This window comes from Bacillus sp. FSL H8-0545 (genome assembly GCF_038006105.1).
In the GTDB taxonomy this organism is placed as follows: domain Bacteria; phylum Bacillota; class Bacilli; order Bacillales; family Bacillaceae_G; genus Bacillus_A; species Bacillus_A cereus_U.
Map to the genome: position 1 here is coordinate 1 of NZ_JBBOUO010000004.1, position 14046 is coordinate 14046.

The following is a 14046-nucleotide window of genomic DNA, read 5'->3' on the forward strand; positions in this document are numbered from 1 at the left end:
GCTTCATATTATATGGTTAAGTCCTCGATCTATTAGTATTCGTCAGCTCCACATGTCACCATGCTTCCACCTCGAACCTATCAACCTGATCATCTTTCAGGGATCTTACTAGCTTACGCTATGGGAAATCTCATCTTGAGGGGGGCTTCATGCTTAGATGCTTTCAGCACTTATCCCTTCCGCACATAGCTACCCAGCTATGCCCTTGGCAGAACAACTGGTACACCAGCGGTGCGTCCATCCCGGTCCTCTCGTACTAAGGACAGCTCCTCTCAAATTTCCTGCGCCCACGACGGATAGGGACCGAACTGTCTCACGACGTTCTGAACCCAGCTCGCGTACCGCTTTAATGGGCGAACAGCCCAACCCTTGGGACCGACTACAGCCCCAGGATGCGATGAGCCGACATCGAGGTGCCAAACCTCCCCGTCGATGTGGACTCTTGGGGGAGATAAGCCTGTTATCCCCGGGGTAGCTTTTATCCGTTGAGCGATGGCCCTTCCATGCGGAACCACCGGATCACTAAGCCCGACTTTCGTCCCTGCTCGACTTGTAGGTCTCGCAGTCAAGCTCCCTTATGCCTTTGCACTCTACGAATGATTTCCAACCATTCTGAGGGAACCTTTGGGCGCCTCCGTTACACTTTAGGAGGCGACCGCCCCAGTCAAACTGCCCACCTGACACTGTCTCCCGGGTCGATAAGACCCGTAGGTTAGAATTTCAATACAGTCAGGGCGGTATCCCACCAGCGCCTCCACCGAAGCTAGCGCTCCGGTTTCAATGGCTCCCGCCTATCCTGTACAAACTGTACCAAAATTCAATATCAGGCTACAGTAAAGCTCCACGGGGTCTTTCCGTCCTGTCGCGGGTAACCTGCATCTTCACAGGTACTATAATTTCACCGAGTCTCTGGTTGAGACAGTGCCCAAATCGTTACACCTTTCGTGCGGGTCGGAACTTACCCGACAAGGAATTTCGCTACCTTAGGACCGTTATAGTTACGGCCGCCGTTTACTGGGGCTTCAGTTCAGAGCTTCGCTTACGCTAACCCCTCTCCTTAACCTTCCAGCACCGGGCAGGTGTCAGCCCCTATACTTCGCCTTACGGCTTCGCAGAGACCTGTGTTTTTGCTAAACAGTCGCTTGGGCCTATTCACTGCGGCTTTCCGTTAAGAAAGCACCCCTTCTCCCGAAGTTACGGGGTCATTTTGCCGAGTTCCTTAACCAGAGTTCTCTCGCACACCTTAGGATTCTCTCCTCGCCTACCTGTGTCGGTTTGCGGTACAGGCACCTTTTATCTCGCTAGAAGCTTTTCTTGGCAGCGGGGAATCAAAGACTTCGCTCCATAAGGAGCTTCCCCATCACAGCTCAGCCTTCACGATAAGCGGATTTGCCTACTTATCAGCCTAACTGCTTGGACGTGCACAACCAATCGCACGCTTCTTCTATCCTTCTGCGTCCCTCCATTGCTCAAACGATAAAGAGGTGGTACAGGAATATCAACCTGTTGTCCATCGCCTACGCCTGTCGGCCTCGGCTTAGGTCCTGACTAACCCTGAGCGGACGAGCCTTCCTCAGGAAACCTTAGGCATTCGGTGGACGGGATTCTCACCCGTCTTTCGCTACTCATACCGGCATTCTCACTTCTAAGCGCTCCACCAGTCCTTCCGGTCTGACTTCACTGCACTTAGAACGCTCCCCTACCACTGATACCATTGGTATCAATTCGCAGCTTCGGTGGTGTATTTAGCCCCGGTACATTTTCGGCGCAGAGTCACTCGACTAGTGAGCTATTACGCACTCTTTAAATGGTGGCTGCTTCTGAGCCAACATCCTAGTTGTCTAAGCAACTCCACATCCTTTTCCACTTAATACACACTTTGGGACCTTAGCTGGCGATCTGGGCTGTTTCCCTCTTGACTACGGATCTTATCACTCGCAGTCTGACTCCTAAGGATAAGTCATTGGCATTCGGAGTTTGACTGAATTCGGTAATCCGATGAGGACCCCTAGTTCAATCAGTGCTCTACCTCCAAGACTCTTACACTTAAGGCTAGCCCTAAAGCTATTTCGGGGAGAACCAGCTATCTCCAGGTTCGATTGGAATTTCTCCGCTACCCACACCTCATCCCCGCACTTTTCAACGTGCGTGGGTTCGGGCCTCCATTCAGTGTTACCTGAACTTCACCCTGGACATGGGTAGATCACCTGGTTTCGGGTCTACGACCACGTACTAAACGCCCTATTCAGACTCGCTTTCGCTGCGGCTCCGCCTCTTCAGCTTAACCTCGCACGGGATCGTAACTCGCCGGTTCATTCTACAAAAGGCACGCCATCACCCATTAACGGGCTCTGACTATTTGTAGGCACACGGTTTCAGGATCTCTTTCACTCCCCTTCCGGGGTGCTTTTCACCTTTCCCTCACGGTACTGGTTCACTATCGATCACTAGGGAGTATTTAGCCTTGGGAGATGGTCCTCCCAGATTCCGACGGAATTTCACGTGTTCCGCCGTACTCAGGATACATTCAAGAGAGAACGAAGTTTCGACTACGGGGTTGTTACCCTCTGTGACGGACCTTTCCAGGTCGCTTCGTCTACCTCGTTCCTTTGTAACTCCGTATAGAATGTCCTACAACCCCAAGAGGCAAGCCTCTTGGTTTGGGCTAGATTCCGTTTCGCTCGCCGCTACTCAGGAAATCGCATTTGCTTTCTCTTCCTCCAGGTACTTAGATGTTTCAGTTCCCTGGGTCTGTCTTCCATACCCTATGTATTCAGGTAAGGATACCATACCATTACGTATAGTGGGTTTCCCCATTCGGAAATCTTCGGATCAAAGCTTACTTACAGCTCCCCGAAGCATATCGGCGTTAGTCCCGTCCTTCATCGACTCCTAGTGTCAAGGCATCCACCGTGCGCCCTTTCTAACTTAACCAAACTAAAATTAAAAAAATATGAGCTACACTGTTATCTAGTTTTCAAAGAACATACATTTAAACTTGAGAGATAGTTCTCTCAAAACTGAACGAAACAAAACAAGTCAACGTTTATTGATGAACTGCGTTCATCAATTCTCCATAGAAAGGAGGTGATCCAGCCGCACCTTCCGATACGGCTACCTTGTTACGACTTCACCCCAATCATCTGTCCCACCTTAGGCGGCTGGCTCCATAAAGGTTACCCCACCGACTTCGGGTGTTACAAACTCTCGTGGTGTGACGGGCGGTGTGTACAAGGCCCGGGAACGTATTCACCGCGGCATGCTGATCCGCGATTACTAGCGATTCCAGCTTCATGTAGGCGAGTTGCAGCCTACAATCCGAACTGAGAACGGTTTTATGAGATTAGCTCCACCTCGCGGTCTTGCAGCTCTTTGTACCGTCCATTGTAGCACGTGTGTAGCCCAGGTCATAAGGGGCATGATGATTTGACGTCATCCCCACCTTCCTCCGGTTTGTCACCGGCAGTCACCTTAGAGTGCCCAACTTAATGATGGCAACTAAGATCAAGGGTTGCGCTCGTTGCGGGACTTAACCCAACATCTCACGACACGAGCTGACGACAACCATGCACCACCTGTCACTCTGCTCCCGAAGGAGAAGCTCTATCTCTAGAGTTTTCAGAGGATGTCAAGACCTGGTAAGGTTCTTCGCGTTGCTTCGAATTAAACCACATGCTCCACCGCTTGTGCGGGCCCCCGTCAATTCCTTTGAGTTTCAGCCTTGCGGCCGTACTCCCCAGGCGGAGTGCTTAATGCGTTAACTTCAGCACTAAAGGGCGGAAACCCTCTAACACTTAGCACTCATCGTTTACGGCGTGGACTACCAGGGTATCTAATCCTGTTTGCTCCCCACGCTTTCGCGCCTCAGTGTCAGTTACAGACCAGAAAGTCGCCTTCGCCACTGGTGTTCCTCCATATCTCTACGCATTTCACCGCTACACATGGAATTCCACTTTCCTCTTCTGCACTCAAGTCTCCCAGTTTCCAATGACCCTCCACGGTTGAGCCGTGGGCTTTCACATCAGACTTAAGAAACCACCTGCGCGCGCTTTACGCCCAATAATTCCGGATAACGCTTGCCACCTACGTATTACCGCGGCTGCTGGCACGTAGTTAGCCGTGGCTTTCTGGTTAGGTACCGTCAAGGTGCCAGCTTATTCAACTAGCACTTGTTCTTCCCTAACAACAGAGTTTTACGACCCGAAAGCCTTCATCACTCACGCGGCGTTGCTCCGTCAGACTTTCGTCCATTGCGGAAGATTCCCTACTGCTGCCTCCCGTAGGAGTCTGGGCCGTGTCTCAGTCCCAGTGTGGCCGATCACCCTCTCAGGTCGGCTACGCATCGTTGCCTTGGTGAGCCGTTACCTCACCAACTAGCTAATGCGACGCGGGTCCATCCATAAGTGACAGCCGAAGCCGCCTTTCAATTTCGAACTATGCAGTTCAAAATATTATCCGGTATTAGCCCCGGTTTCCCGGAGTTATCCCAGTCTTATGGGTAGGTTACCCACGTGTTACTCACCCGTCCGCCGCTAACTTCATAAGAGCAAGCTCTTAATCCATTCGCTCGACTTGCATGTATTAGGCACGCCGCCAGCGTTCATCCTGAGCCAGGATCAAACTCTCCAATAAAGTTAGTTTGTCTAGCATCTAAAAATAAAAATTGACGTTCACGTTGTTTGTTTCGTTCAGTTTTCAAAGAACTTATCTGCCGCTCATTTACGACTCCCTTATGTTAACATTTTTATATTTCAATGTCAACCAAGTTTTTTTATTTCTTTTGTCGCTTTCTGCGTTGTTGCTATCGGCGACTTGTTCTATACTACACCTCTATAGGCTAATCGTCAATACCTTTTTATAAAGATATTTAATTTAATATGTTCACACCACTTTATCCCGCTATTTGCGGACAGTAAGACTCCCACCTCAAAGTTCGGCTGAAGCAAAGAAGCTAGTAGTGAGCCTGACGATCCATAAATTCCCGATTAGTAAAGGTTACATAAGAATCCACGAAGACTTTACTAAATAGCAATCATTGTCTACCTCTATCTACTAATCTCCCCTAACAAACCTCTCTATTTCAAGAGGATTATCCCCCGTACATTACTGGGTTCCACAAGAAATTCTTTTCTAGCAACTTCATTTACTCTCCTTATCTTACTTAATTACAATATCTCTTTCTAACAGTGCACACACTCTTCTTCACTCTCCTGAACCATTCATAATAGAATGAACCGACTATAGACTAGATTCAATTAATATTAAAAATTATGATGAGTAAAGGACCATTCGTAGATTATTTCATAAAACCAGTTGGAAATAGAATAATTGGTTCGTTTACAGATTTCACGATACTTTCATAGAAAAACACTCATTATTTTGATACACGTCAACTATAGACAAGAACAAGACACTAAAACATATGAACATGCAGCTGTCATAGCACCGTGGCTCACGAACCTATACGATCTATAGTGAGAGTAGTGATGGCACACTACAATCTTGCACGTCAGCGGACTTCGCCTTTGGTATCAAGAATCACACTGATGTTAATCAGGTTGCCCCTTTAGCAATGGGAGTGTCAATAAATCCAATATTAATAATTGAAATATACTTTACTGAAGAACCACCTCACTAAGGTATGTAAAGTTACAAGCTATACTGGAAATCCGAACCTAGTATGGCAGCTCTTCTTTAAACACATATGTCCAATAGAAAATAAGCGCCTCAATTGATTGAGTATGCCCATTACACCATTCAAGAACAAACGTTCTAACCTCTTGTTATACACCACTACTTCCTTGCATTTAAGTAATCACACTATAATTTTTCACTTACACTTATCTTCTATATAAAAGCTCCAAAATTATAAAATTTAAAGAGTTGTATCCTATATCTATATACAGAGAACCGTAAGCTTTTCCATTAGAAGAACAAATAGAGTATATAAGAAAACAAACTAACTGATTTTATTCCCGATGAACCCATTCTTCCTCCAACTTATTTATATCAACGTGATAATAAAGACAAATATGCTGTTCAAATAGCAACCAGTGGCCAACTATACTTTAGTTATCTTATTTATAAGGCTACACAAAAAAAGATTCTTATCCAACTACTAGAGGAAACAAGTAGAACTTATAAAAAAGCTGAACACTATGTACAAGAGCAGTTCAAATATTACTACTCATAACTGATCTTCCCGCCCGAAAATTTTCTTGGGAATTTCGTGTAACAAACTATCCAAACTATAAAAAAGATTATAGAGTCTAAACATTAATCCACACATCTTTATCCAAAATGTTATATGCGAAAGTAATACATAAGACTTTCAAGAACTATATTTTGAAATTATCGCCGCTCTTCAAAAGCCAGATTCAGAAAAAAGAACACGCGCTATTATCTTTTTAACTCCACCACTTTCACCATATAACTACTTAAAACAAATAAAGTGAAACTTTAATCAGTGGGGGTTTTGTTGATCCCCCACTGATTATTAGCCTTCACCAATCGGGCGTTTACGGGCAGCAGGGCTCCCCCCTAACTTCTTTGCTCCAGCTGAATTTTGAGGTGGGAGTTTTACTGCCCGGCGAATAGCGGGATAAATGAAACAAATAGCCTGTTACAATGAACTTTTTTCTTCAAACTTTTTCATGTACCACTATTCGGGTTCACTTCAATTTAACATGTGGTAGCTTCTTTGCTATTCACGAATTAAAGCCATTATCATACGAAACAATTCAGAGATTAAACATCCCGTCATTAAAGATGTCTAAGAAAAAGATCCTCATAAATGGAGTGAACTTGTTTAAAAGCCATATTTATTCAGTTTATTATCTTCATTGATCCGTGGATTTCAAATAACTACAAAGCTATTACAAATAAACAATATGCTACTTGCTCATGAACGTTTTGAGCTTATCGATGTAAGAAACAAAGTGAAGCCTATATAAATACACTTACCTTTAAACAAATAAGCTTGTTATCAATAGGTTTCTTGAACCATAGATAACAAGCTTATTTCATTAAACACAAAAAAGACGAGTCATTCTGACTCGTCTTAAAGTTGCTTGGCGACGTCCTACTCTCACAGGGACAAGGTCCCAACTACCATCGGCGCTAGAGAGCTTAACTTCCGTGTTCGGTATGGGAACGGGTGTGACCTCTCTGCCATCATCACCAAACTATTGAAGGTATATTCCTTCAAAACTAGATAACATTTGCTTCATATTATATGGTTAAGTCCTCGATCTATTAGTATTCGTCAGCTCCACATGTCACCATGCTTCCACCTCGAACCTATCAACCTGATCATCTTTCAGGGATCTTACTAGCTTACGCTATGGGAAATCTCATCTTGAGGGGGGCTTCATGCTTAGATGCTTTCAGCACTTATCCCTTCCGCACATAGCTACCCAGCTATGCCCTTGGCAGAACAACTGGTACACCAGCGGTGCGTCCATCCCGGTCCTCTCGTACTAAGGACAGCTCCTCTCAAATTTCCTGCGCCCACGACGGATAGGGACCGAACTGTCTCACGACGTTCTGAACCCAGCTCGCGTACCGCTTTAATGGGCGAACAGCCCAACCCTTGGGACCGACTACAGCCCCAGGATGCGATGAGCCGACATCGAGGTGCCAAACCTCCCCGTCGATGTGGACTCTTGGGGGAGATAAGCCTGTTATCCCCGGGGTAGCTTTTATCCGTTGAGCGATGGCCCTTCCATGCGGAACCACCGGATCACTAAGCCCGACTTTCGTCCCTGCTCGACTTGTAGGTCTCGCAGTCAAGCTCCCTTATGCCTTTGCACTCTACGAATGATTTCCAACCATTCTGAGGGAACCTTTGGGCGCCTCCGTTACACTTTAGGAGGCGACCGCCCCAGTCAAACTGCCCACCTGACACTGTCTCCCGGGTCGATAAGACCCGTAGGTTAGAATTTCAATACAGTCAGGGCGGTATCCCACCAGCGCCTCCACCGAAGCTAGCGCTCCGGTTTCAATGGCTCCCGCCTATCCTGTACAAACTGTACCAAAATTCAATATCAGGCTACAGTAAAGCTCCACGGGGTCTTTCCGTCCTGTCGCGGGTAACCTGCATCTTCACAGGTACTATAATTTCACCGAGTCTCTGGTTGAGACAGTGCCCAAATCGTTACACCTTTCGTGCGGGTCGGAACTTACCCGACAAGGAATTTCGCTACCTTAGGACCGTTATAGTTACGGCCGCCGTTTACTGGGGCTTCAGTTCAGAGCTTCGCTTACGCTAACCCCTCTCCTTAACCTTCCAGCACCGGGCAGGTGTCAGCCCCTATACTTCGCCTTACGGCTTCGCAGAGACCTGTGTTTTTGCTAAACAGTCGCTTGGGCCTATTCACTGCGGCTTTCCGTTAAGAAAGCACCCCTTCTCCCGAAGTTACGGGGTCATTTTGCCGAGTTCCTTAACCAGAGTTCTCTCGCACACCTTAGGATTCTCTCCTCGCCTACCTGTGTCGGTTTGCGGTACAGGCACCTTTTATCTCGCTAGAAGCTTTTCTTGGCAGCGGGGAATCAAAGACTTCGCTCCATAAGGAGCTTCCCCATCACAGCTCAGCCTTCACGATAAGCGGATTTGCCTACTTATCAGCCTAACTGCTTGGACGTGCACAACCAATCGCACGCTTCTTCTATCCTTCTGCGTCCCTCCATTGCTCAAACGATAAAGAGGTGGTACAGGAATATCAACCTGTTGTCCATCGCCTACGCCTGTCGGCCTCGGCTTAGGTCCTGACTAACCCTGAGCGGACGAGCCTTCCTCAGGAAACCTTAGGCATTCGGTGGACGGGATTCTCACCCGTCTTTCGCTACTCATACCGGCATTCTCACTTCTAAGCGCTCCACCAGTCCTTCCGGTCTGACTTCACTGCACTTAGAACGCTCCCCTACCACTGATACCATTGGTATCAATTCGCAGCTTCGGTGGTGTATTTAGCCCCGGTACATTTTCGGCGCAGAGTCACTCGACTAGTGAGCTATTACGCACTCTTTAAATGGTGGCTGCTTCTGAGCCAACATCCTAGTTGTCTAAGCAACTCCACATCCTTTTCCACTTAATACACACTTTGGGACCTTAGCTGGCGATCTGGGCTGTTTCCCTCTTGACTACGGATCTTATCACTCGCAGTCTGACTCCTAAGGATAAGTCATTGGCATTCGGAGTTTGACTGAATTCGGTAATCCGATGAGGACCCCTAGTTCAATCAGTGCTCTACCTCCAAGACTCTTACACTTAAGGCTAGCCCTAAAGCTATTTCGGGGAGAACCAGCTATCTCCAGGTTCGATTGGAATTTCTCCGCTACCCACACCTCATCCCCGCACTTTTCAACGTGCGTGGGTTCGGGCCTCCATTCAGTGTTACCTGAACTTCACCCTGGACATGGGTAGATCACCTGGTTTCGGGTCTACGACCACGTACTAAACGCCCTATTCAGACTCGCTTTCGCTGCGGCTCCGCCTCTTCAGCTTAACCTTGCACGGGATCGTAACTCGCCGGTTCATTCTACAAAAGGCACGCCATCACCCATTAACGGGCTCTGACTATTTGTAGGCACACGGTTTCAGGATCTCTTTCACTCCCCTTCCGGGGTGCTTTTCACCTTTCCCTCACGGTACTGGTTCACTATCGATCACTAGGGAGTATTTAGCCTTGGGAGATGGTCCTCCCAGATTCCGACGGAATTTCACGTGTTCCGCCGTACTCAGGATACATTCAAGAGAGAACGAAGTTTCGACTACGGGGTTGTTACCCTCTGTGACGGACCTTTCCAGGTCGCTTCGTCTACCTCGTTCCTTTGTAACTCCGTATAGAATGTCCTACAACCCCAAGAGGCAAGCCTCTTGGTTTGGGCTAGATTCCGTTTCGCTCGCCGCTACTCAGGAAATCGCATTTGCTTTCTCTTCCTCCAGGTACTTAGATGTTTCAGTTCCCTGGGTCTGTCTTCCATACCCTATGTATTCAGGTAAGGATACCATACCATTACGTATAGTGGGTTTCCCCATTCGGAAATCTTCGGATCAAAGCTTACTTACAGCTCCCCGAAGCATATCGGCGTTAGTCCCGTCCTTCATCGACTCCTAGTGTCAAGGCATCCACCGTGCGCCCTTTCTAACTTAACCAAACTAAAATTAAAAAAATATGAGCTACACTGTTATCTAGTTTTCAAAGAACATACATTTAAACTTGAGAGATAGTTCTCTCAAAACTGAACGAAACAAAACAAGTCAACGTTTATTGATGAACTGCGTTCATCAATTCTCCATAGAAAGGAGGTGATCCAGCCGCACCTTCCGATACGGCTACCTTGTTACGACTTCACCCCAATCATCTGTCCCACCTTAGGCGGCTGGCTCCATAAAGGTTACCCCACCGACTTCGGGTGTTACAAACTCTCGTGGTGTGACGGGCGGTGTGTACAAGGCCCGGGAACGTATTCACCGCGGCATGCTGATCCGCGATTACTAGCGATTCCAGCTTCATGTAGGCGAGTTGCAGCCTACAATCCGAACTGAGAACGGTTTTATGAGATTAGCTCCACCTCGCGGTCTTGCAGCTCTTTGTACCGTCCATTGTAGCACGTGTGTAGCCCAGGTCATAAGGGGCATGATGATTTGACGTCATCCCCACCTTCCTCCGGTTTGTCACCGGCAGTCACCTTAGAGTGCCCAACTTAATGATGGCAACTAAGATCAAGGGTTGCGCTCGTTGCGGGACTTAACCCAACATCTCACGACACGAGCTGACGACAACCATGCACCACCTGTCACTCTGCTCCCGAAGGAGAAGCTCTATCTCTAGAGTTTTCAGAGGATGTCAAGACCTGGTAAGGTTCTTCGCGTTGCTTCGAATTAAACCACATGCTCCACCGCTTGTGCGGGCCCCCGTCAATTCCTTTGAGTTTCAGCCTTGCGGCCGTACTCCCCAGGCGGAGTGCTTAATGCGTTAACTTCAGCACTAAAGGGCGGAAACCCTCTAACACTTAGCACTCATCGTTTACGGCGTGGACTACCAGGGTATCTAATCCTGTTTGCTCCCCACGCTTTCGCGCCTCAGTGTCAGTTACAGACCAGAAAGTCGCCTTCGCCACTGGTGTTCCTCCATATCTCTACGCATTTCACCGCTACACATGGAATTCCACTTTCCTCTTCTGCACTCAAGTCTCCCAGTTTCCAATGACCCTCCACGGTTGAGCCGTGGGCTTTCACATCAGACTTAAGAAACCACCTGCGCGCGCTTTACGCCCAATAATTCCGGATAACGCTTGCCACCTACGTATTACCGCGGCTGCTGGCACGTAGTTAGCCGTGGCTTTCTGGTTAGGTACCGTCAAGGTGCCAGCTTATTCAACTAGCACTTGTTCTTCCCTAACAACAGAGTTTTACGACCCGAAAGCCTTCATCACTCACGCGGCGTTGCTCCGTCAGACTTTCGTCCATTGCGGAAGATTCCCTACTGCTGCCTCCCGTAGGAGTCTGGGCCGTGTCTCAGTCCCAGTGTGGCCGATCACCCTCTCAGGTCGGCTACGCATCGTTGCCTTGGTGAGCCGTTACCTCACCAACTAGCTAATGCGACGCGGGTCCATCCATAAGTGACAGCCGAAGCCGCCTTTCAATTTCGAACTATGCAGTTCAAAATATTATCCGGTATTAGCCCCGGTTTCCCGGAGTTATCCCAGTCTTATGGGTAGGTTACCCACGTGTTACTCACCCGTCCGCCGCTAACTTCATAAGAGCAAGCTCTTAATCCATTCGCTCGACTTGCATGTATTAGGCACGCCGCCAGCGTTCATCCTGAGCCAGGATCAAACTCTCCAATAAAGTTAGTTTGTCTAGCATCTAAAAATAAAAATTGACGTTTACGTTGTTTGTTTCGTTCAGTTTTCAAAGAACTTGTTTGCCGCTCATTTGCGACTCCCTTATGTTAACATTTTCATATTTCAATGTCAACCAAGTTTTTTTATTTCTTTTGTCGCTTTCTGCGTTGTTGCTATCGGCGACTTGTTCTATATTACACCTATGTATGTTAATCGTCAATAGTTTTAAATAAGTTTTTTATAAAAATATGAATTAACTATACCAACAAGCCATTAGCACAATAATAATACACTTGAATGTAACTCCCCCAAAATAAACTAAATACGAATAACCTATAAAAGTCACTGTAGGTTATTCGTATTTAGATGTCATTAATATACATATGACATTTAAAATTTATCCCCTCATTACATTATGTACACCATAATAGAAAGAAAGAATTAAATATTATTCCTTTGAAGGTATCGAGCAGCTACCATCTGCACAATAATCATCTGTTGTACTATTTATTGAAAGATCTTGAAGTTCAGACTTAGGATTCTCTTCTTCCCACACCTGCTGAAGTGCACCAACAAAGGTTTCAAGTGGTTGTGCACCTGAAATAGCATACTTTTGATTAACAATAAAATAAGGTACCCCTGTAATTTTATATTGTTGGGCAATTGATTCATCAATCCTAACCTCATTGGCATAAGCATTTTTATTATGAATAACATTTAAAGCCTCTTCCCTATCTAGACCGGAAGCTTCAGCAATATTAGCTAGTGTTTCCACATCACTTAAGTTTCTCGATTCAGTGAAATATGCAAAAAGTAGATTTTCTGTAATCTCCTTTTCCTTCCCCTGATCCTTTGCGAATTTCGCCAAACGATGTGCATCAAAAGTATTTGTTGGCTTCATCTCTTCAAAATTGAAACTTAAACCCATACTAGCTGCATGATTGCCTAGTTGTATATTATTACGATCAGCTTCTTCAACACTAATTCCATACTTCGATGCAAGTACTTCATTAATACTCGTTCCAGAGTAAATCGGAGCATTTTGATCTAATTCAAAACTTTTAAACTCAACTTCAACATCTTTCTTATGTGGAAATTGCTCTAAAGCCATTTCTAATCTACGCTTCCCAATATAGCAAAACGGGCATACAAAATCAGACCAAACTTCAATTTTCATATGAACACCTCATTAACATTTATTTTTCAATCATTGTAGCACTGACCTTACGGAATTCAAAAATTTATGCCTCAAGAAGTTACGACTACTAATCAAAGAAGATTTCATGCACATATATACACTTTAATTGTAAATGAGCTCCTTGTTCAACATTCCTATATCTCACTACATATTTAGCCATAATATAGCTGTTCTCATAATAGTTGAAAAGCACCTGTATTATTTCCATAGATTATGTACTACTTCCCTATACTTAATAACCAAAAAATATCCCTCAAAACGCTACTATTATAAGAATAAAAAATTAAACAAGCCCGTCTATATAAAATGCAATTATATAGACGGGCTTGTTTAATAGATTTAGCAAACTGCAAACTCAAAGGAAGCAATTATACAAATCTATATTATTGAAATTATGAACGGAGTTATTTTCAAAAGTATATTAGTGAAGAAGATTTAGATGTCCAATCATGAAGAAGAAATATTTACCGGCAGAAATACCTCTAATGTTTATTAGTTAAGGGATACTGCATACAGGGTTTCAAGGAAAAATAGCTATACAATTCATAAACCATTAAATCATTTAGAGCATAGAAGCTTCAATTATGCGCCAAATTTTTTAGAAATTAATTATAAAAGAAGAGAGATTTCCTCTTATATTGAAGATATGACCAATAATGGTCATATGACGAAATACATATAGTTTAATGAACGCTTAATAAAAATAGCGAAAACACTTCGCCTTTATCATGATTCTGTAAATAATTTTCCATTTGGTATGATTTAGCAATCAATATTTCCACTCTTGTTTCTAACGAAACAAATATACAAAAAAACACAAGTCTTTTGACTTGTGTTTTAGCTTGCTTGGCGACGTCCTACTCTCACAGGGACAAGGTCCCAACTACCATCGGCGCTAGAGAGCTTAACTTCCGTGTTCGGTATGGGAACGGGTGTGACCTCTCTGCCATCATCACCAAACTATTGAAGGTATATTCCTTCAAAACTAGATAACATTT

1 protein-coding gene and 6 rRNA genes are annotated in these 14046 nt (G+C 45.4%); all 7 read right to left on the minus strand.

The window, feature by feature from the left end; genetic code table 11:
• Window positions 1-12: 12 nt before the first annotated feature.
• The 7 genes from MHI07_RS29065 to rrf (MHI07_RS29095) all read right to left on the minus strand — a co-directional run bounded on the left by MHI07_RS29065 (window position 13) and on the right by rrf (MHI07_RS29095) (window position 14008).
• Window positions 13-2934, minus strand: a 23S ribosomal RNA gene (locus tag MHI07_RS29065).
• 146 nt (window positions 2935-3080) lie between these two features.
• A 16S ribosomal RNA gene (locus tag MHI07_RS29070) occupies window positions 3081-4632 on the minus strand.
• Together the 16S and 23S rRNA genes form the textbook arrangement of a ribosomal RNA operon.
• Window positions 4633-7068: 2436 nt before the next feature.
• Window positions 7069-7184 (minus strand): 5S ribosomal RNA (rrf, locus tag MHI07_RS29075).
• A gap of 50 nt (window positions 7185-7234) precedes the next feature.
• A 23S ribosomal RNA gene (locus MHI07_RS29080) occupies window positions 7235-10156 on the minus strand.
• Window positions 10157-10302: 146 nt separating this feature from the next.
• A 16S ribosomal RNA gene (locus tag MHI07_RS29085) occupies window positions 10303-11854 on the minus strand.
• 444 nt (window positions 11855-12298) lie between these two features.
• The gene (locus MHI07_RS29090) at window positions 12299-13027 is read right to left on the minus strand and encodes a DsbA family oxidoreductase (protein WP_002016772.1); all 729 of its coding nucleotides are present in this window, start codon (window positions 13025-13027) and stop codon (window positions 12299-12301) included.
• An 865-nt stretch (window positions 13028-13892) separates the two neighbouring features.
• Window positions 13893-14008, minus strand: a 5S ribosomal RNA gene (rrf, locus tag MHI07_RS29095).
• Window positions 14009-14046 lie beyond the last annotated feature (38 nt).

Bases quoted from the DNA above. Each gene is read 5' to 3' on its own strand.
- MHI07_RS29090 (WP_002016772.1), bottom strand. From the start codon at position 13,027: ATGAAAATTGAAGTTTGGTCTGATTTTGTATGCCCGTTTTGCTATATT.